The sequence below is a fragment of the Rhizobium oryzicola genome, assembly GCF_030504645.1.
In the GTDB taxonomy this organism is placed as follows: Bacteria; Pseudomonadota; Alphaproteobacteria; order Rhizobiales; family Rhizobiaceae; genus Neorhizobium; species Neorhizobium oryzicola.
Genome location: NZ_JAUKWQ010000018.1, coordinates 1 through 21,228 on the forward strand (window position 1 = coordinate 1; position 21,228 = coordinate 21,228).

The window sequence follows — 21,228 nt, forward strand, 5'->3', positions numbered from 1 at the left end:
AGATAGTTGAGGGCGGTACTTCTGCACGCGCTGCAATCAAGGCAACGGTGAGTTCCTCGTCCTGCTGCTCGTCCATCAGTTCTCGAACAGCCTTGTGAACAGCAATCTGAATACGTTCGCTTCGGCCACCTGGCCTGATGAGTGTACGCGCCAACTATTGCCTCCATATCGACGACAAGGCTTTAGCACAGGACTTGGCAGGGAATGAAGGCAACCGCATGGAATGGATCGAGCCATGTCAGAGGGAAGAGACGCAGAGGGTGGATGTACTTTTTGGGCCGACAGCGGAAATAATTTCCGCTTTGCGCCTTTATTCCGGACATTCAAAGCGACATTTTGATTTGCTTGAAGCCGCCGTTGGCACTTTATGTCAACTATGCCATGCTACGCGGACGCCCGCTCAGGGTATCGTCCGCGTGACCGACATCCTCGTGATGGCCGGACTCGCGGCCATAGCATTGGCTTTGCCCCCTAGACTCCGATTGTAATTGTCGAGAGGTTCTGATGATTTCGCTGCGCCACAGCTATCCCTTTTGGCAATGGGAACTTTTCCAATATGTCGCGAAACATGCGGACGGGAGCGAATACTACGTCTTCGTGGAGGAGGCTGGACCGGCAAATCCGGAAGGACTTATGGGCCCGGACGAAAAGCCGATCGATAAGAATATTTTTATCGAGAATCTCAGCGATCGGTCTTGGCGTGTTCGCGCTAGCGGGATCGAAGCAGGCAAATTTCGGCAGAGCGCGGACACCTTTGAAGAGCTGGACCACGATAACGTCACAGACGGTGAGCGCAGGCGGCGAAGGGACCAGCTTAACGAGGTATTCGGCGAGCAACCACTCCCGATATTCGACCTCTATATGGGTTCGAAGGATGCAGACTATCGCTATCTCAGAGACATCCTCGTTCCGGGAGCATGGTATTGGATGGTAGTTAGGACGCGGTCTCCGGGCGAGTTTGCGCTACCCATTTTTGTCGGCGCTCCAGAGTTGCCGGGCGGCCCGTACATGCCGGGCACCCTTGAATTGGTCGAAGCCGTGCCGCTATCGATCGAGTACAGGCTCAGGGACATATTTTCGCTGATACACATCTCCGACGCCGAGCTTGAAGAAGGGACTGGCGGCGAAGGGGAGCCGCCTTCCCCTGAACCCGACCTTGGGCCTGAGCTAGGCAAGGAGGAGCAGACCGCTCGGCAGTTCTATTCGACTCCGCAAGCACTCAAGAGCGCAGGAAACTAACATGGCTGTCCGTACAAGAGAGGCGATTGCAAGTCCGGATCTAGTCAGTGTTTCGGGAATTACCCCGTTGTCTACCGCATCGAGAATTCTTGGGGTCCGCGTTTTCGATGTCGGACAGGGAGATGCGATAGCTGTTTTGGCGAAAGTTGGAGGGGCTGAGGAGGTTGCGCTGCAACTGGACTATGGCGGTCGTGAGGGCCACCCGTTCGCAACCAGTGCGGACATTGATACGCGCATGCCGGTGTCACAGAACCGATTGTTGATGCTCACACACTGGGATGAGGATCACTGGTCATCGGCGTCAAAAGGAAGTCAGGCAAAGAGCGCCAAATGGATCGTCCCCCGCCAAGTGACCTCGCCGCGTGCGGTACGCTTCTCCGCGACAATTGATGACATCCATTGCATCCCCGAAAAGCACGTCGGTCAAACCATCCGTTTTACAGCCGCAAACGGCGACTACATCCTTGCGGAGAAGATTGGTTTGTTCCCAGGAGCATTTGCCAAAAACGAGGATTGCAATAAGAGCGGCGTGGCGCTAGCCATCGTTCACCGCACCCGCAACGGCGACGAAGCTATCCTGCTTCCTGGCGACGCTCCCTTCGACAAGGTCGCTCCCTTTGTCAGTTTGGAAAAGCAAGGCGTAAAGCTCAGGGCTATTATCGCCTTTCATCATGGCGCCGGCTCGCACTGGACTGCGTCGACCCATAAACTGCTGCAGAACTGGTCCAGAGCGCCGATTTTGGACGTGCTCTTCTCTTGCTCGCGCCCGAATAGTTATAGCCACCCCGACGACGGCAGATACAAAGCTCTCTTGCCCGGAGCGAACTTCCACATGACTGCCGATATGCGTACAAACGCGGCAGTCTTTAAGGACATCCTGTTTTGATCCGGAGCCGACGCTAGGCAAAAACCCTACAGGACCGCCGCCAGTGTGTACAATTGTAAGTGTTCCACCCGATCAGCATCGTCTCACTTCTCTCATCTTCACATTTTCGACCGTGCACCAAAACGCAATACTCGCGGCGACTGAAGGGTGCTGACGCAGATAAATTGCATAAGAGCCCTCAGCCTGCAATTTTTCTAAATCTTCTTGAACGGGCTAGCTGGCTCCTTAGATATGGTTAACCTGCGGTTTATTGCCGCGGCGGGGAACCATTTTGGAGGGAAACGAATGTTCGCAGGTGTCAGTGGCCCATCATTCATTTTCTGGCCAGTCGGGACAGGAGATTCCACAACTATCGTTATCAGCGAAACGGAGATCATGCAGATCGACCTCAACGACAAGCTGATGGCTGACGAGGAGGGCAACGAGCACATTCCCATCGTCGATGAGCTTGTCGCCAAGCTTCCCGAAGTGAACGGCAGGCCTTATCTCTCTTGTTTTGTGCTTACCCACCCTGACCTCGACCATTGCCGTGGTTTCAGTGACCTGCTTGATCGGGTCGACATCGGCGAAATATGGCACACGCCGCGTATTTTCCGAGAATACGAGGATACCTACAAACTGTCAGAGGACGCCCAAGCGTTCAGGGCAGAAGCGCACCGCAGGGCCGATCGCAGCATAGAAGCGGGCGGTGACCCGGGTTCGGGCAACCGGGTGCGGATCATCGGCTACGCCAGCGAGCTGTTTGAACCTGGTGAACGCTATTTCGGTTTTCCAGAACACGACTTCTACACCCGTCCCGGTAATTCGATCTACATGCTCGACGGCGTTGATGTCTCCGGTCGATTCGAGGCGTTCATTCATGCCCCGTTCAAGGCGAGCCTAGCAGATGCCCGCAATGAGACGAGCTTGGCAATGCAGATAGCGATCGGATCGGGCACGGGGATGCGCGGGCTTTTCCTGGGGGACCTATCCTACCCATCAGTAATGCAGGTGTTTGACGAAACGCACAGGCATGGCAATGAGGACAAGCTGCAGTGGAACGTGCTTCTCGCACCCCACCACTGTTCGAAAAAGGTGATGTACGAAAACAACGTGCTGCAGCAGGACGTGCTGGACGAGTTCGCCGCCAGCCAGCTTTCCCCCGGCTATATTGTTTCGAGTTCTAACGAGTTTAAAGGTCGCAACGAGTCCGGTGACAATCCGCCCCACCGTGTGGCGCGCAATCGCTACGAGGAAATTGTCAACGACGGCTTCGTTTGCACCGGTGAGGTCAGCACGCCTGAAGAAGTGAGGCCCATCATTTTCTCGTCAACCGCTTGGGGCATTGAGCTTGGCGGAGACGGCTATGTGATGTCCGAAAGTGCCGAAAACACACTGCTTGCTGCGATCGCGGCGGCCGAAGGGACCGACACCCCCCCAGCCACTAAAGTGGGTTTCGGCTGCGAATGAGGTCCGAAGGGCAAGCTTGGGCCGCTGCGCAGCTCGAAGAAATGTCTAGCGCCTCACCGGAAGCGCTCGACATCCTCGCGATGACTGAACCTGCGGTGGAACATGATAAGCTAATCGTCACCGTCTCGGTTAACTGCCGCTCCTTCGAAAAGAGTGACGGCGGCATCTCCTTGAGGGCGCGTGAGCGTCTCCGCATTTCGATACCATGGAACTTTCCTCTTAACCGCCCCGAAGTCGAGTTCACACACGACAGGTTCGGCGGCACTGCCCATGTTCAATGGGGTCATTCGATATGCCTGTTTCAGGCGCCTGACGTAGAATGGCAGGCTGGACGCGGTATGTTCGGTTTCATGCAGCGCGTGCACGACTGGCTCAAAGCGGCGGCAGCGGGACAACTTGATCCTACCGGCATGCCGTTGCACCCGCCGGTGGCTTATCCGGTCGCAAACTTCCGTGTCGTTCCCACGCGGAATGTACCCGAACCTGGTGAGGGCTTCTGGAGTGGCTACGTCGAAATCACAAGAGAGACTGTCTACGTCGCCGAATTCGGTAGGTGGATTGCTCAGAACGAAGTGATACCGGACGTAAGGCTGGCCTCGGTCATACTGCTGCCGACCGAAATGCCATTTGAGTACCCCAAGACGGTGCTCGATCTGCTCGTAGCCTTGATTGATCGTGGGTTAACACTCTCCATGCTTCGGCTACTGATGACGATCACCGTGCTTCGCACCCCCCCGGGGAAGCCGGCCATCTTTGTACTCGGTGCCGCCATGCGAGGGATCGCGGGCGGTGAACGACTGCAACATTTGGCGTGCTGGCGCATGAGCGTAGAGCAGACGGACAAGCTGAGGGCGGCGGCTGTCGCCAGCACTGAAGAGAATCCCGTCGAGGATCAGGCGTTTTACGCTTGGGCATTTGAATCCAACGTCGAGTGGTGTCGTGTCCTTGAGGACCGGCCGGAGATTGTCCAGCGCCGCGACCGTGAGTCGGCCTCTCGCTGGTGGCGCGGGAAGCGAGTGACACTGGTGGGCTGTGGCGCAATCGGAAGTGCCGTTGCCATGATCCTGGCCAAGGCAGGTGTGGCCAAGCTGCGGCTGATCGACAACGGCGTCGTTACGCCAGGCATTCTTGTGCGGCAAGGCTTCCGCCGCGATCAAATTGGGTACGCGAAATCGAGCGCCACCAGAATTGCCGTTGTCGCGGCAGACCCTGGCATTGACGCGATAGAAGAATATTCCAACATCGTCTGGATGCTGACTGATGAGGCTAAGCGCGCTGAAATACTCGACGCCGATGTTGTGATCGATGCGACAGCTTCTTCGACGGTCGCGGCGGCGTTCGAAGTTCATTTTCGTCATCATCAGGCACCGCGACCGCCAATCGTTTCCATGGTCGTTGGCCACAATGGAGATATGGGCCTCATGATCCTGACCACCGACAAATCGGCGGGGGCGACGCTGGATTTTGACCGAAGGACAAAGCTCGCGCTGGCGGACAGAACCAGCAGTGCAAAATTTCTAGAAGAATTCTGGCCCGCAGACCCCACTCGCCGAGCAATTTTTCAGCCGGAGCCAGGCTGTTCGTCGCCGACGTTTCGCGGGTCATATGCCGACGTCCTGTCGCTGGTCGCTCCCATGACGAACGTGGCAGCGGATTGGTTGCGCGAAGGTATCGGCTTACCGCGGTCATTTGCGATTGACCTCTCCGCCGATAGCAAATGCCGGAGCGAAGCGCGCGCCTCCTGGCGTCCCTATCACGTGTTGCCGGACAGCAAGCACGGTTACGAGGTGAGGATAACGCAAGAAGCCATGTCGGCCATCCTCACATGGACGCGACGGTCCGAGCGGACAGCCGGCGACCGCGTGGAGACTGGCGGTGCTCTATTTGGCCAGGTGGACGAGTTTCTGAAGGTGGTCTGGATTGACGAGGTGTCAGGGCCGCCGCCAGACAGCGAGGCATCGCGGGAAGGTTTTGTATGCGGCACGCAAGGTGTCGCAATGATGCATAAGGAAAAACTCAGTCGCACCTGCGGTTCGGTGACCTTTGTGGGGATGTGGCACACGCATCCCAAGGCGCTGCCTATCCCGAGCCGCACCGATCTTGGCGCCATGGTGCAGCTCCTAGCCGACAAGGAAACCTTCCAAGGACGATCCTTCCTGATGCTGATCGTTGGGGGCACGTCAGGGCGCCCCATTTTATCGGCAGGTCTGTTCCTGCGTGGTGACTATGACCAAGCCTGATCGCCCGCCCATGATTGCGCTAGCGCTCTCCGGCGGTGGAGCGCGAGCTATGGCCTTTCATTTGGGATGCTTCCGTGCCCTCCACGATCGAGGCATCCTTGACCATGTGCAGGCTATTTCCAGCGTTTCGGGCGGTAGTGTCCTCGCGGCGTGCTGGGCCTACCGCGGCGAGGACTTCGACGCATTCGACAAGCACGTGGTCGAGGTGCTTCGCCGCGGCATACAAGGCGATATTGTCCGCGAGGTCTTTGGCTCCTTGGAGGGCCTGAAAATCATTGCAACTCTGCTCTTTACCGGAACGCTCTCGTCGCTAATCTGGGTGTTGAAATTTACGACATCGAGACTCCGGCTCTTCCTAGGCATCCCCACCTTGCCGCTTGAAAGGGCTCTACAGGCCGCAGTCCATGTTCTGCCGGTCTGGGGTAGCCTCACCACGGCCTTCGAAGCGGGATTGTCACGACGGCTCTTCGGCGACACGACCGTTGACCGTGTTCGGCGACCCAATTTGGCGGTGATCATAAACGCCTGTGACCTGACAACTGGAACGGCTTTCCGGTTCGGTTCAGGTCGCTCCGGCGGATGGCGCTTCGGTGACGTCCAGGGTGCGGCGCCCACCGTCGCGAAGGCCGTCGCAGCGTCAGCGGCATTTCCCATACTACTGCCGCCACTCATTGAGACGTTCGAGTTCGAGAAAAAAGGGGAGCGGCATTCCCATACGGTGGCGCTGACTGATGGGGGAGTGTTTGACAATCTAGGCGTCGCCGTGCTTGAGCCGGGAAGGGCTCATGATCACGCACAAATCGAGCCGGTGACGCATCTTATCACTTTGAATGCTGGCGGTGGCCAGTTCGATGTCAGTCGGTCACACCCATACTGGTGGGTAGGGCGGGTGGCGCGTTCTTTCGAGGCGGTGCACCGGAAGGCGCAGGACGCAGTCTACCAGCGGCTTCACAAGTACGCTGAGGTTGGAGATTTGCAGGCGTTTGGGATGATCTATCTGGGTCAACAGGATGATAAATTGCCGTGGGCACCCGCCGATTTGGTTAAACGCGCTCAGGTAAAAGACTATCCGACCGACTTTTCGCCGATGTCCGAAGAGAACATTCGGCTTCTAACGTCTCGGGGAGAACAGCTCACGCACATCATCGTGGAGCGGTATCTTAGCGATCTGACGAACTGATCTGGGCCTCGGCCTGCTACTTTTTAGTCCGCTGAAGAGTGTCGGACGTCCGAAAGCTGCCGATCCGCTCTCGGCCCCATTTCAGCCGTCAAGTCCGGTTCGGCTCACGTCTCCTATTGGCGTAATTGAGCCATGACGCCTTCCGGCCCATATCAGTCGCTACGCGCCTTCAAACCGAGGTTTTTCCTAAAAATATCGACGGTCGCACACCAGGATTTCTCACAACACGCGACCGACAGATATTGTGGACGATCAGGGTGAACTGATCCTGCTTTTCGCCTTTCCAATAAAAGTTATCACTGATATGTTCCTGCTTTGTTCAGCGCCTCCAAAAGGCATGCCGGACGCCTTACCAACATACCGCGACGGGGACGGATGGCGGCTTATCTCGAAAAACTGAATGACCGGCAGCGTGAGGCCGTAGTGCATGGCATCGGCAATGCGGATGGCGCGGTCGGCGGGCCGTTGCTGATCATCGCGGGCGCAGGTTCGGGCAAGACCAATACGCTGGCCCACCGGGTCGCGCACCTGATCGTCAATGATGCCGATCCGCGGCGCATCCTGCTGATGACCTTCTCGCGCCGTGCCGCCTCTGAGATGGCGCGGCGGGTCGAACGCATCTGTCGGCAGGTCCTGGGTGACAATGCAGGTGTCATGACCGATGCGCTTGCGTGGGCTGGCACGTTTCATGGCATTGGCGCCCGGTTGTTGCGGATGTATGCTGAGCAGATCGGGCTGAATGTTGACTTCACCATCCACGACCGCGAAGACAGTGCCGACCTGATGAACCTCGTTCGGCATGAACTGGGCTTCTCCAAGACCGAGAGCCGTTTTCCCACCAAGGGAACCTGCCTTGCGATCTACTCACGCGTCGTCAACGCCGAGACCTCCATCAAGGAGGTGCTCAAATCAGCCTACCCGTGGGCGCTCAATTGGGAAGAGCAGTTGAAGCAGCTCTTTGCCGGTTACGTCGATGCCAAGCAGGCACAGAACGTCCTCGATTACGACGATCTCCTGCTCTACTGGGCGCAGATGGTCTCGGATGCCGAGCTTGCCGACGACGTCGGTGGGCGGTTCGATCATGTCCTCGTCGACGAATATCAGGACACCAACCGCTTGCAGGCCTCGATCCTGATGGCGCTCAAGCCCGGCGGGCGTGGGCTGACGGTCGTTGGCGACGATGCCCAGTCGATCTATTCCTTCCGTGCGGCGACGGTCCGCAACATTCTCGACTTCCCGAAGGAATTCTCGCCAAAGCCCGCAGACGTCATTACGCTCGATCGCAACTACCGTTCGACGCAGCCGATCCTTGCGGCTGCCAACGGCGTCATCGATCTGGCGCGCGAGCGGTTTACCAAGAACCTCTGGACCGACCGCCAGTCCGAGCAACGCCCCTGGCTGGTGACCGTCAGGGATGAGGCGGACCAGGCCAATTACATCGTCGAGCAGGTTCTCGCCAATCGCGAGGTCGGCATCGCCTTGAAGCAGCAGGCGGTTCTCTTCCGCACCTCCAGCCATAGCGGTGCGCTGGAAGTGGAGCTGACACGGCGCAACATCCCCTTTGTCAAGTTCGGCGGTTTGAAGTTCCTCGACAGCGCGCATGTGAAGGATCTCTTGGCGACGCTGCGCTTTGCCCAGAACCCGCGTGACCGCGTGGCTGGCTTCCGGCTTTTGCAGATGCTGCCGGGGATCGGTCCGCAGAGAGCGGCGAAAATTCTCGACGCGATTGCAACCGATCCGGAGCCCCTGCACGCGCTCGCGGAAATCCCGCCTCCGCCGAAGACCGGCGATGACTGGCCAGCCTTTGTGAGGCTGCTTTCAAGCCTTCGCAAAGCGGAAGGCGGATGGCCGGGTGAAATGGAGCTGGCAAGGCTCTGGTATGAACCGCATCTCGATCGCATTCATGAGGATGCTGAGACCCGCAAGGCCGATCTTCTCCAGCTCGAGCAGATTGCGGGCGGCTACCCGAGCCGCGAGCGTTTTCTGACGGAGCTTACGCTCGATCCGCCGGATGCCACCAGCGATCAGGCGGGCGTGCCTTTGCTCGATGAAGACTACCTGATCCTGTCGACTATTCATTCCGCCAAGGGCCAGGAATGGCGCTCCGTGTTCATGCTGAACGTCGTTGACGGCTGTATTCCCTCTGACCTCGGTGCCGGCACCACGGCCGAGTTGGAGGAGGAGCGTCGGCTCCTCTATGTTGGGATGACCCGCGCCAGAGACAGCCTGACGCTGATCACACCGCAGCGGTTCTTCACCCATGGACAGAATGCGCAAGGCGACCGGCATGTCTATGCCGCGCGCACCCGCTTCATTCCCGCAATGCTTCTGCAGTTCTTCGAAACAACAAGCTGGCCAAAGGTTTCTGCGGCCGCCAGCGAGCGCAGGGCGCAGCAAATCCGGATCGATGTGGGTGCAAGGATGCGGGGCATGTGGCGATAAGGAGGAGATCTCTTGTGCAATCTCTATAATCTAACGACGACGCGAGATGCCGTGCTGGAGTTCACGCGCGCGCTCACCGACAAAGCAGGTTGGAACGAGTCGTCCCTGGATATCTATCCCAATACGCTGGCCCCCATCGTGCGCGTCGGCGCAGACGGCAGCCGAGAGATCGCCAGCCTCACCTGGGGCATGCCGACACCGCCCGCTTACATCAAGGGTAATTATGATCCGGGTGTCACCAATATCCGCAACGTCAACTCGCCGCATTGGCGGCGCTGGCTGGGCGTCGGCAGTCGCTGTGTCATCCCCTTCACTTCGTTTGCCGAACCGGACCCTGCCAGCAAGATCGAGGGCGGTCGTGTGCCAAACGCATGGTTTGCAGGTTCTCCCGAGCGTCCCCTGATGTTCTTTGCGGGCTTCTGGACGCCCTGGAAAGGGGTCAAGAAGGTCAGAGACGGCGAGCGAGACTTCGAACTCTACGGCTTCCTGACGACAGCGCCGAACGCGGTCGTGGCTCCCATCCATCAAAAGGCGATGCCGGCCATTCTGACAACACGTGAGGAAGTCGACCTCTGGCTGAGCGCCGACTGGGAGACGGTCAAATCCCTGCAGCGCCCCCTGCCTGACGATCGTCTGGTCCTGGTTGATCCGCCTGCCAAGACCGACTCGGGCACTCTGATCTGAGGCAGGCCATGCCGACAACTGAAGCAGCCACGGCGACAACGAATGACAGCCCGGAAGGCTTGTTACCCCCTCGCCTGCGCAAGATCATTCATGTCGACATGGATGCCTTTTATGCCTCGGTCGAACAGCGTGACAATCCGGATCTGCGCGGCAAGCCGGTGGCGGTCGGCGGATCGGAAGCGCGCGGTGTGGTAGCGGCCGCAAGCTATGAAGCGCGAGCCTTTGGTGTGCGCTCGGCCCTGCCATCTGTGACCGCCAAACGCCGCTGTTCGGAACTTATCTTCGTCAAGCCGCGCTTCGATGTCTACCGCGCCGTCTCCGCCCAGATCCGAGAGATCTTTGCAGAATATACCGACCTTATCGAGCCGCTGTCGCTGGACGAAGCCTATCTCGACGTGACCGACAACAAGCAGGGTATCGCCATTGCGACAGAGATCGCCACAAGGATTCGCGCCCGCATCAAGGAAGTCACCGATCTCAATGCCTCGGCCGGTATCTCGTACTGCAAGTTCCTGGCGAAGATGGCAAGCGACCTCAACAAGCCGAATGGCCAGGCGGTCATCACGCCAAAAAACGGACCGCGTTTCGTGGCATCGCTTCCGGTGAAGAAGTTTCATGGCGTTGGCCCTGCGACGGCCGCCAAGATGGAGCGGCTTGGAATCGTCACGGGCGCCGATCTGCGCGCAAAGCCGATGGAATTTCTGGCCGCAAACTTCGGCAAATCCGGCACATGGTATTACCGCATCTCGCGCGGCATCGATGAGAGACCCGTGCAGCCTGACCGACCCCGCAAGTCGATCGGGGCAGAAGATACCTTCAGGGTTGATCTCTTCGACTTCGCGGCCGCGAAGGCGGAACTGGCACCACTGACGGAGAAGGTGTGGCGGCACTGCGAGGCAAAGCGAATGGGTGGCCGTACCGTGACCTTGAAGGTCAAGTTCGCCGACTTCCAGCAGATCACGCGCAGCCGGTCGTTTCCAATACCAGTCGCATCACAGGATGAGCTATTGGCGAGCGCAGCAGGCCTTCTGCAGGATGTGTTTCCTGTTGCGAAGGCCATCCGGCTGCTGGGTGTGACGCTATCGTCACTTGAAAGCGAACGGGCTGCGTCAGCAGACGGTCAGTTAGCGCTATTCTGAAAGTGAAGGTCCTACCGAAGGCATAGAGGCCTGACCTCTATCAAAAGGAGTCCCCGTCCTCCAACTGCCCAGGAGAAGTCGCCCACTCCCCGACCGACCGCTTCTCACCCGGTACAAATTCGATGGTGAACCGTCCGTTAGGAGCCTTAACGACAACGGGTGCCTGAATGGCAGCGTCAAGAACCCGACCGGGATCGGCTTCAAATTCTTCCCGAGTGCAGTAGTCCTTGATCGGAGCTTGTTCGTGCTTCATCGAAAACCAAAATTCCGTAGGCGCCCAAGTTAGTTTTTGACGCCGACATCAATCTACTGTTTTCTTCGATTCAGAGCAATTCTTGGTTTTTCGAGTGGAACGATGTTCAATGGCGATCGAAGCCCCTTGGACCGGGCCAGGCCGTTGTTGCTGCTGGACACCAACATTCTGAGCGCAAAAGCCAGAGTGAGGCCGCCGGTCGGCCTAACGGAGTGGCTGAGGGAAGCATCAGACACTGTCGACTTTTGCGTCTGCTTCCCAGTTCTGGTCGAAATTAAGCGCGGCGCACTACTCGCCCGTGACCCCAGCCAAGCGGCGAGAATACGACACGCGATCGACGATATTATAAGAACCGACTTCATTTTCCTCGGCGCCGGGGAGGAGACGACAGAAATCTATGCACGAATGCTCTCAACAAACGCGTTGAAAAACATCTGGTACGTCAAGCCTTACTCGAAACACAACAGGATCAGCCAGGACCTTCTGATCGCGGCCATAGCCATCTCGCATGGCATACCAATCGTCACGTGCGATTGCGACTACCAGCTCATAGACAGCTTGTTCAAGCTTCCGGGCGTCTACGACCCAATCACCTCTAAATGGACAATTGTACCCGCCGCTCCCATAGACCTGCCAACATTGCCCCAGGCACGCGGAGCTCTAGGCGCTTCCTGAACATCCCCGAAACTGGCCAAATGGCCGGCGGAAAGATGACGCACCCGACTATCTCCTCTTAGGGATAAGCCTCTCGACGCCACCCTAAAATGTCATCGCTCGAACGCGAAGAACCGTTGTCGAATCGGATATGCCCAAATCAAATCCGGCGAAATGACCATATCAGTCCGCACAGGGACAAACCAGATCGGCGAAATCAGCTAGAATCAGAATAACGACTATACTTCAAAAGGTTATGGCGACCCCTGCAGGACTCGAACCTGCGACCTACTGCTTAGAAGGCAGTTGCTCTATCCAGTTGAGCTAAGGGGCCGCAACGCACCGGCCTTGACGTCAGTGTGTCCAGGGCTGGGTGCGGTTAAACTTGAAATTATCGGAATAGGAAACGATCTGGCGATTCGCGTCCTTCGGCGGGATGACGCGATATTCGATGGCATTGCGCTCGGCGTAAGCCTGTGCCTGTTCAAGGCTTTCAAACGTCAGGCGAACCTGCTGCTTCATATCGGATGACGAGGTATAGCCGAGAACCGGATCGATCTTGCGCGGCTCTTCCTGGTCGAATTCCAGAACCCAGAGATGCGTCTTCGCCTTGCCGGACTGCATGGCGGTTTTGGCCGGACGATAGATCTTGGCGGTCATTCCTGTTCGCGCTCCCGTTCGTGTGATGCCGATCTTAGCACAACACATTGAATTTCATAACGACGCTACGTTTGCAAACGGTAAAGGCGCCGCCGTGTGCACCACCCAATGGCAGCCCAGCGTCACCGGCGACGTTCTCGGGCGCATTGGACAGCGCAAAACCAGCTATCCCGTTGGAAAATCAACATGCATCCGACCAGTTCGCAACCCAGCAAAGCAAGCGCCTCAAGAAGGTTACGGCGACGCTTTTGCCCCATTTTCCACCATTGCGCAATCCGGAATTTTAGACACTCCGGCGTCAGAGAGCCCTTATTCACTCGGCAATTCCTGCCGCTGGAAGAGAACAAATCCAAGCACGCCGCACACCACTCCCCAACACAGAAGAATGCAGATGCCGGAGAGATACGGCACGACCTGGAACCTGCCACCGTCAAAGACGCCGGACCGCGCAAGACTTGCTGCCGCAGAGGGTGTCCAGCCCAGCTCGCTGGAGGAGCCGAGATAGACCTGCAGCAGAACGGTCGCAAGGCCGAACAGAAACACGCTCAGCACCGCCGCCATGGAAGAGCGGAACACGACTGTCAGCAGTGCGGTCATCGCCGTCAAGGCCAGCAACTCGGCGACCGCCACCAGAAGCGCCAGAAAAAAGACGGGGACGGATATTGCCCATGTAAAATCGCCGATCTGCTGGCCGCGCAACACGGCAAGCACCAGCGTAACACCGAGGTCACCCAGCGCAACCAGCAACAGGCTGAGCGAGAGACACGCCAGCGCCGCAACGGATTTCGCCGACCAGAAGGCCAAGCGGCTGCGTCGCGGAATGAGATGCCGCCAGGTGGCAAAGCGGTAATCCACGACAAATATGGAGGCGACTCCAAGGGCAAAGAACAGCTGCGCCAACGAGTTATCTGCCACGCCAAGCGATCGTGCCGCAGAAAGAACTGGGTCTATACCGGCTGCCGGCAGGGCCCGTGCGACGCGCGCAAACAGGATGCCGTCGGTGAAGATCTTGGCCAGCACAGCGAAGGCCGGCACAGCCAGAAAGCCGGCGGCGAACAGCGCGCGCTGGCGAAAGATCTTCTGAAGTTCAGACCGAACAGGAAGTGCCATGATGTCCCCTCACGCCTTGCTGTCGCGGGTTTCCGCGAGGAAGAAGGTTTCGAGATCCGGGCGGATCCACTTGGCTTCATAGACCGAAATATTTTCGGAGAGCAGCGACGAAAGCAGTCGTGGGACTTCCGCGCGCGCGATGCGCACCGCAACGCCCTTGCCCTCCACCCAGGCCACCTCGCCCAACTTCTCCAGAACGGGCTCCTGCTGCGCCACATCCAACCACAGCCTCTCTTCACCACCCAAGAGATCGCCCACTTTGCCCTCGGCAACCAGCCGTCCGCGATTGAGAATGGCCACACGATCCGCCACCTTCTCAACCTCGTCCAGCAAATGACTGGAGAGCAGAACCGCCAGACCCTCCTCTTGCGCAAGCCGACGGATCAGATGGCGGATCTCGATCATTCCGTCCGGATCAAGGCCATTCGTCGGCTCGTCCAAAATGACAGCTGCAGGACGCGCCACAAGTGCTGCGGCAATGCCGAGACGCTGGCGCATACCAAGCGAAAAGCCGGACACCTTCTGATCAGCCGCACGGGTCAGATCAACACGTCTGAGAAGAGCAGGAACATCCGCCCTCACGCCGGATACAGATGCCAGCATGGCGAGAAATTCGCGGGCCGTCATGAAGGGATAGAAGGTCGGTGCGTCGATCAGCGCCCCAAGCCGGGCGCGTGTCGGAGGACCGGCCGGCTCACCAAAGAGCGAGATGCCCCCGCGATCCGGACGCACAAGCCCGCAGATCATCCGAAGCAGCGTGCTCTTGCCCGCCCCGTTCGGTCCCAGCAGACCGTAAACGCCTTGCGACGGAATGCTCAGCGACAACGCCTCCAGCGCGTGTATCCGGGTTGCGCCAAAGCCGAAGCTCTTGGACACATCATTCAGCTCAATGGCAGTCATGATGAACGTGTCTCGCTATTGAAATTCGAAAATCTGGCGGAAGACGCCGGGTGCAATGATCGAGAGCGGATTGATGATCAGTTTTGGTTGATCGAATTTGCCCGTCAGCTTGAAGGTGATGCCGAGCAGGCCGCGATCGCGCCCGTTGCCGAGGATATCGCCGATAATAGGTAATTCAGCAAAAAGCCGGTTCAGGCCATAGGCAGGCATGAATGTGCCTGTCATGTCCATGTTGCCCGCTGCATCGCGCATCATGCCCTGAAAGGTGGCGCCAATCTGTTCGCCGCGCACGACACCATTATCCACCGAGAGCGCACCCTTGCGGTAAACCAGGCGTGCAAATCCACGCTGGAACTTGGCCGAACTGACGTCGATATCCTTCTTCACCGCAGCATTCAGGCTTCGCCCATCCTCCCCCACCGGTGTGGAGACGATGGACTGCAGCCTGCTTTCATCGACGATGTTGAAATTCCGGATATCGAGCGAGCCGCTCCAATCGTTGCCAGCCTCGTTGTCCAGGCTGAGATTGAGGAGACCGCCGCGCATATGGCTGTAGAGGTTGGTGAAGCGTGTCACCGCTCCGGCGTCGCCGCTGGTCAGTGTGATCGTGTCGACAGTGGCACCCGTGGTTGTCTTTGCAACGACGGCCTGACCGCTATTGGTCACACCAACCAACTCCAGCGTCTGGATGTCGTCATTCCGGAAAACGGCCGTCGCCTTGGCGTTGGAGATTGCCTCGTCATTGAAGCCGAGCAACCGGTCCAACTTCACGCGCACCGTTACGCCATCGGTTGTGGATTTTTTTGCCGTCTTGGCCGGTGTCGCGCTGTTACCGGCTTTCAGCTTGTCCAGAACAGGACGAAGGTCCGCCGACTTGCCCGTCACCGAGATATCGTAAACGGCCTTGTTGCGCTTCATCGTTACGGAAAAATCGTCGCCGGCGGAAAGCTTCACACGTGAGAATTCCGCCGAACTCAAGCTGTCCTGCGCGATGGTCAGGTCACCGTCCGCGCCGAAACCGTCACCCTTCAGGGTGAAATCGTTGAGATCGGTTCGGCCGTCCCTGGTGACAACACGGAACTCCGCCTTGGCGTCAATGCCATTGCCCTTGGTCCACCCGACCCAGGGAAGCGAGAGTGCCGACTTGGTCAGATCAAGCGAAACCTCGAGGTTATCATCGTCAATCCAATCAAGTTCTGCGCCCACCGATCCATCGATCAAATCGGTCAGGCCCGGCACGACCTTCTGGCGCTGCTCATTATTGAGCGTTGCGGATAGAACGCGTGAACGCTGCGCCGGAGAATCATTCGTCAGTGGCTCCACCATCTTCAATTCGGCGGGAATGCCATCGACCTGACCCTTGGCGTTGATGCGCAGGGTCTGCATGTCCACATCCAGCGTACCGTTGAGGCCGGTCGCCTTGCGCCCCTTGATGGGCCGAGCGAGGGCCACATCCGAAAGCGCGATATGCGCCTGATAGGTCGTAGCCGGTGGGTGCTGATCCGAAATCAAGCCGAAGCGCGCTGTGAGATCCGCCTTGCCGGTACCGCTGAAGTCACCGGGCTGGAAATCGGTCTTCTTCAGAGCCTCGAACGGCTTGAAGTTCGAAAGCTCCGCCAGCGCATCAGCATTGCCGTTGATTTTGAGGGCAAGGTCGGCCATCAGCGGTTTAACATAGGCGGAAGCGATGGTGAAATGCCCCTCATCGATCGCGACTTTCCGGCCTGATGGAAAATAGGATGCGGCGCTATCGATGCGCACATCAAGCCGGGCACCATGGAGGTCAAAGTGACCGGCGAGCTCACGCACCGGGGGGATACTGCCCGGCAGATTCAAGCGATTGTCAGCAATATCGAAGGCGATCCGCAACTCGTTCTCATTGAGTTCGATCGGTACGCCTGGCCCATGCATACGGCCCGCAGGGATGAAGACAGAAATCGAGCCGTTGGTGATCGTGCCCCCGAACATGTTGGCGGTCACCCAATCGCGCGGCTTGTGCGCCATCCAGTATGGCCAAAGTTGCTTGACGCCCCGCACTTCCATCCGCGGTAACTGTGCGCCGAAGCTGATTTCCGGAGAAACCTTGCCGCCGAACTTGACCTTGAGCGAACCGGCCATCTGCCCTGCTGGGCTCGACACCTGCATCTCATCCAGCTCCAGCCGCCGGTCGCTGGTCAGATAGCGCCCGCCTGCCTTGAGGTCGAAGGCAACGGGAGCCTCTCCCCCGGTCGGTGAATGGGCGGTTGCGCCGCTGATCAACAGATCCAAGCCGTAACCGGGGCGTTTGTCGGACGCGTTCAAACGATCGAGATCGATCAGCGCACCGGTCAGCGGAAGAACTGTAGGGCCAAAGCGAAGTTCTGAATTGCGAATCTCGATTGAGTTCTTCGGAAAATCATAGGCAAGGTGAATGTTGCCGCTGCTAAACTCCTGAGGAATCGTATCAAAATAGACAAAACCCTTCGCATGGCTGATATCGGCACGAAATTCTGGATCGGTGGTGTCGGTATCTCTGGCGGAAAACAGGTCGAGATCGACAGGGCCCTCGACACCTTCACGCGGTGAACCATCATCCATCTGCTGCAAAAGTACGGGTGTCAGATCGAGGCCTGCCACATGCGCCTTCAGGGTTTTCGTCACGCCGTTGACGGAGGTGGCGTCGATACGAAGCGTGGCCGGCTTGCCATCAAATTCCAACCTGCCGGAAACGGCCATTTGACCTTCCTGCGTTCGGGTCAGGTCGAGCTTGTCGATGGCAAGTGTCGAGATGCGGCCTAACTGATCCGGCGGAAATTTGATGGTAATGCCGGCAATCGTGACAGAGCCGGTACCGGTACGTTCGATCAGCCCGCGCGCCTCATCCAGCCGCTGGAAAGCCTGCTCCATTGCAGCGGGAATTCCATCAATACGAGTCTTGGAGAGATCCATCGGTTCGCTAGCCGGTAGCAGCGATGTATCGAGATTGATTTTTTCCGCCTCGATATGACGGATCGAAATACGGCCGCTCAGCAGAGCCAATGGATCGATGGCAAGCCGAAGCGCTCCCGTGCGGCTCAAATGGGCATTGGTTGCCACCTCGACGACATCGACATCCCGCGCCTCAATGGCAATGCGGAAACTGGAATCGAAACGGATCGCGGTGGAACCGACTTGCGCCTGGTAACGCGGGCCGATTGCGTCATTCAGCGCACCTTGCGCCCTTTGCGTCAGCGTCCGGTCGAAAGTACCGCTTTCGATGGCGAAAAAGGCGCCGCCAAGCGCCATCACAATAAGAACGACAAATGCAGTAAAAAGGCGAATAAGACCACCCCAGCCGGAGCGTGGCGGCGGACAATGCACGATCAGCGGATCATGCGCCTGGGCCGACGGCAATTCGTGCAGCGGGATCAGATCCTTTTTGTGGAATCTGACCTTCTCTCCTCGAATTTCCGCCATGGGCCTCCAACCGACATTTCACCGCGACGGTGATCTAGAATCTCTGCTGGCCAGTATATATCGATTACGGCGAGAATGATCCAACAAGCAGGCGAAAGAAAGGAAAACCATGTCGGAACCGACAGTCGGAAGCGCAGCCCCGGACTTCACTCTACCTCGTGACGGTGGCGGCGACGTAAGCCTTTCCGCATTCCAGGGCAAACCGGTCGTCGTCTACTTCTATCCGAAGGACGACACCAGCGGCTGCACGATGGAAGCGCTGGATTTTACCGCACTGGCGCCGCAATTTGCCGAAACCGGGGCGACCGTCATCGGCATCTCGCCGGACTCTGCCGCCAAACATGACAAGTTCATCAAGAAGCACTCACTCAATGTGATCCTGGCTGCCGACGAAGAGCAGAAGGCCGCAAATGCCTATGGTGTGTGGAAGGAAAAGAGCATGTACGGCAAGACCTACATGGGCATCGAGCGCTCCACCTTCCTCATCGCCGCCGACGGCACTATAGCCAAGGTCTGGCCGAAGGTGAAGGTGGCCGGGCACGCCCAGGAGGTTCTTGAAGCCGTCCGCGCTCTGTGAGAATGACGAGGCATGACCAATGCCTCGCTTCCGCCCCATGCCGCTATCCCGGACCACCCTCCGGAACTTCCCCGCGTGGAAACACTTCGCGCGGGCTGCGTCCTGGCGATTTCCTCAACCGATCTGGATGTAAAAACCGCGCTGGCCCAGCAGACCGCCACGCGCTGGTTCGAGAGGAGGCTCTCCTTGCGTTCACCGCTGGACCCGCCGCTGCCGGATCGCCCGGGTCGGCCCGCAAAGCCGGAACTCGTTCCGCCGAAAGCGGTGGAGAAGCGGTCGCTTCATACGCTGAAGGGCCGCATCGCCACCCTGCACGCGATCGCCCATATCGAACTGAATGCCGTCGACCTGGCGCTCGATATCGTCGCCCGCTATGCGACCGAGCCCGTCCCGCATTCTTTCTTCGACGGCTGGATGCAGGTCGCCTTCGAGGAGGCCAAGCATTTCCGCATGGTGCGCGACAGGTTGCGCGACCTCGGCGCCGATTACGGGGACATGCCGGCCCATGACGGCTTATGGCAGGCGGCCCATTCCACACGCAACGATCTGACAGCCCGCCTTGCGGTCGTACCGCTGATCCTCGAGGCACGCGGCCTCGACGTGACGCCCTCGCTCCAGGAAAAGATGCGGGAAACCGGCGACATGGAAAGCGCTGCCGTGCTGGATGTCATCTACAACGACGAGAAAGGCCATGTGGCGATCGGTGCCAAGTGGTTCCGCTTTCTCTGCGCCCGAGAGCGCAAGGATCCCGCCGCCACCTTCCGCGATCTTGTGCGCACGAACTTCCGTGGACCGCTGAAACCGCCCTTCAATGATCTTGCGCGGGCCGAAGCAGGCCTGACACCCTCATTTTATCGCGCGCTGACCTCCACGAGCAGCGGTTGAGACACGTAACGTAAACCACTCATTAACCTTAACCATGTGTATTCATGCCTGCGGGGAAAGGCCTCGCGAGTCGCAGAATGCCGGGGGTTTGAGGTGGCGAAAGCGGGCGAGCATCGCGTGTTTGGCAGAGCGAAGCCGCAGCACGTCCTGATTCTTGCCAGCGGCGAAAAGATCCGTCACATGACGGTGCGCCCGTGGATGATTGCCCTTGGCGTCACCTTTCTATCCCTGCTCAGCATCGGCTATCTTGCCGCGACGACCTATCTGGTCCTGCGCGACGACCTGATCGGCGCGGCCATGGCGCGCCAATCGCGCATGCAGCATGAGTATGAGGATCGCATCTCCTCGCTGCGGGCCCAACTCGATCGCATAACCTCGCGTCAGCTTCTTGATCAGCAGGTCGTGGAGCAGAAGGTAGAACAACTGCTCGATCAGCAGAATGCACTCTTCTCCCGCCACGGCAAGCTTGGCAGCCTGCTGGACCGCGCCCAGGAATCCGGCCTGACCTCCAAACCGGAATTGGCAGCTCAACCGCCCCAGAAGGCCGCTTCATCAAACGCTGGCGTCAGGGCGATCGATCACCTTCTCGCCCCCGATACGAAGTCTGCTGATCAACCAACCCGAGCCCTTGGCTATGCGCCCCTCAAGGAAAGCCTGGCGGACAAGACCGACCGCATCTTCTCAAAAGTCACAAGGTCGCTTAAATCCATCGAGCAGGAGCAGCTGGGCCGTATCCGCAGCCTGACCGACAATGCCGAACAGACGGCAGACGAGATGACTGCAATCATGCGCCGTACCGGCGTCGAAGTTGCCGATGCCGCGCCACCGCTGAAGGGTGGTGACTCAGCGAGCGGCATCGGTGGACCCTTCGTGGAGCCGATCGGCAGCGATCGTTTCGATGCATCACTCAACCAACTGGATTCCGCCTTGAACAGGCTGGAGGCAGTGCGTCAGACGGCAGTCACCCTACCCTATGGCAATCCTGCGCCAGGTCATGAGATTAGCAGCCGCTTCGGCAACCGCATCGACCCCTTCCTCGGCAAGCTGGCATTGCACGCAGGCATCGACTTCCAGGCTGAAACAGGAACCGAAGTCCGCAGCACAGGAAGCGGTACTGTGGTTTCCGCCGGCTATACAAACGGCTACGGCAACATGGTGGAGATCGACCACGGCCATGGCATCACCACACGCTACGGCCACATGTCCAGCATTGCGGTCTCCGAAGGCGACAAGGTTTCCGCGGGCGAAGTGCTTGGAAAATCTGGCAGTACAGGCCGCTCCACAGGGCCACATGTTCATTACGAAGTTCGGAGGAATGGCGAGCCGATCGACCCGATCCACTTTCTCAATGCAGGCCTAAAATTGACGACCTACTTGAAGTGAAGCGCCACTGAACCAGTATAACAGTTTTATTGCGGCCGGATTTACCAATTCCGGCCCTTTCCGTGTTGCTTTTCTTGACTTTGCATCTCGCGGAGCTTATTTGGCGGCCATC

At 58.4% G+C, this 21,228-nt stretch carries 16 protein-coding genes, 1 tRNA gene and 1 pseudogene; 12 read left to right on the forward strand and 6 right to left on the reverse strand.

Annotated elements, in window-relative coordinates:
* Positions 1-154: pseudogene (locus Q2T52_RS26240) on the reverse strand (TetR family transcriptional regulator); the annotation flags it as partial.
* Positions 155-504: 350 nt separating this feature from the next.
* Between Q2T52_RS26240 and Q2T52_RS26245 the strand changes: the two are divergent.
* The 9 genes from Q2T52_RS26245 to Q2T52_RS26285 all read left to right on the forward strand — a co-directional run bounded on the left by Q2T52_RS26245 (position 505) and on the right by Q2T52_RS26285 (position 12,187).
* Positions 505-1,239 (forward strand): hypothetical protein, encoded by a 735-nt coding sequence (locus tag Q2T52_RS26245; protein ID WP_302079869.1) that lies wholly within the window; start codon positions 505-507, stop codon positions 1,237-1,239.
* A 1-nt stretch (position 1,240) separates the two neighbouring features.
* A complete protein-coding gene (locus Q2T52_RS26250; RefSeq protein WP_302079870.1) occupies positions 1,241-2,125 on the forward strand; it encodes a ComEC/Rec2 family competence protein in 885 nt (294 codons plus the stop codon).
* 285 nt (positions 2,126-2,410) lie between these two features.
* On the forward strand, positions 2,411-3,574 hold the full coding sequence (gene mblB, locus Q2T52_RS26255; protein ID WP_495677196.1) for an anti-phage 6A-MBL system MBL-fold protein: 1,164 nt from the start codon (positions 2,411-2,413) through the stop codon (positions 3,572-3,574).
* A gap of 41 nt (positions 3,575-3,615) precedes the next feature.
* Positions 3,616-5,814, forward strand: a complete 2,199-nt coding sequence (gene cap2-3 / locus Q2T52_RS26260) for an anti-phage 6A-MBL system cap2_3 protein (protein WP_302079872.1) — start codon at positions 3,616-3,618, stop codon at positions 5,812-5,814.
* Positions 5,815-5,824: 10 nt separating this feature from the next.
* On the forward strand, positions 5,825-6,994 hold the full coding sequence (locus tag Q2T52_RS26265; RefSeq protein ID WP_302079892.1) for a patatin-like phospholipase family protein: 1,170 nt from the start codon (positions 5,825-5,827) through the stop codon (positions 6,992-6,994).
* Between the two features lie 375 nt (positions 6,995-7,369).
* Positions 7,370-9,436, forward strand: coding sequence for an ATP-dependent helicase (locus Q2T52_RS26270; protein ID WP_302079873.1), 2,067 nt, complete (start codon positions 7,370-7,372; stop codon positions 9,434-9,436).
* A gap of 12 nt (positions 9,437-9,448) precedes the next feature.
* Positions 9,449-10,120 carry an SOS response-associated peptidase gene (locus Q2T52_RS26275; protein WP_302079874.1) on the forward strand — a complete coding sequence of 224 codons (672 nt, stop codon included), beginning with the start codon at positions 9,449-9,451 and terminating at the stop codon, positions 10,118-10,120.
* 98 nt (positions 10,121-10,218) lie between these two features.
* On the forward strand, positions 10,219-11,259 hold the full coding sequence (dinB, locus tag Q2T52_RS26280) for a DNA polymerase IV (RefSeq protein ID WP_436799589.1): 1,041 nt from the start codon (positions 10,219-10,221) through the stop codon (positions 11,257-11,259).
* Positions 11,260-11,614: 355 nt separating this feature from the next.
* Positions 11,615-12,187, forward strand: coding sequence for a type II toxin-antitoxin system VapC family toxin (locus Q2T52_RS26285; protein WP_302079876.1), 573 nt, complete (start codon positions 11,615-11,617; stop codon positions 12,185-12,187).
* 236 nt (positions 12,188-12,423) lie between these two features.
* Here Q2T52_RS26285 and Q2T52_RS26290 read toward each other — a convergent pair.
* The 5 genes from Q2T52_RS26290 to Q2T52_RS26310 form a co-directional block, all read right to left on the reverse strand.
* Positions 12,424-12,500, reverse strand: a tRNA-Arg gene (locus Q2T52_RS26290).
* A gap of 20 nt (positions 12,501-12,520) precedes the next feature.
* Positions 12,521-12,826, reverse strand: coding sequence for an ETC complex I subunit (locus tag Q2T52_RS26295; RefSeq protein WP_302079877.1), 306 nt, complete (start codon positions 12,824-12,826; stop codon positions 12,521-12,523).
* Between the two features lie 309 nt (positions 12,827-13,135).
* Positions 13,136-13,936 (reverse strand): hypothetical protein, encoded by an 801-nt coding sequence (locus tag Q2T52_RS26300; protein WP_302079878.1) that lies wholly within the window; start codon positions 13,934-13,936, stop codon positions 13,136-13,138.
* 9 nt (positions 13,937-13,945) lie between these two features.
* The gene (locus Q2T52_RS26305) at positions 13,946-14,836 is read right to left on the reverse strand and encodes an ABC transporter ATP-binding protein (protein ID WP_302079879.1); all 891 of its coding nucleotides are present in this window, start codon (positions 14,834-14,836) and stop codon (positions 13,946-13,948) included.
* Between the two features lie 15 nt (positions 14,837-14,851).
* Complete coding sequence (locus Q2T52_RS26310; protein ID WP_302079880.1) at positions 14,852-18,271, reverse strand: YhdP family protein; 3,420 nt, start codon at positions 18,269-18,271, stop codon at positions 14,852-14,854.
* 109 nt (positions 18,272-18,380) lie between these two features.
* Between Q2T52_RS26310 and bcp the strand changes: the two genes are divergently transcribed.
* The 3 genes from bcp (at position 18,381) to Q2T52_RS26325 (ending at position 21,116) form a co-directional block, all read left to right on the forward strand.
* Positions 18,381-18,848 carry a thioredoxin-dependent thiol peroxidase gene (bcp, locus tag Q2T52_RS26315; RefSeq protein ID WP_302079881.1) on the forward strand — a complete coding sequence of 156 codons (468 nt, stop codon included), beginning with the start codon at positions 18,381-18,383 and terminating at the stop codon, positions 18,846-18,848.
* Positions 18,849-18,860: 12 nt separating this feature from the next.
* Positions 18,861-19,733, forward strand: coding sequence for a ferritin-like domain-containing protein (locus Q2T52_RS26320; protein ID WP_302079882.1), 873 nt, complete (start codon positions 18,861-18,863; stop codon positions 19,731-19,733).
* Between the two features lie 93 nt (positions 19,734-19,826).
* Entirely contained in the window at positions 19,827-21,116 is a 1,290-nt protein-coding gene (locus tag Q2T52_RS26325) for a M23 family metallopeptidase (protein WP_302079883.1), read from the forward strand.
* Positions 21,117-21,228 lie beyond the last annotated feature (112 nt).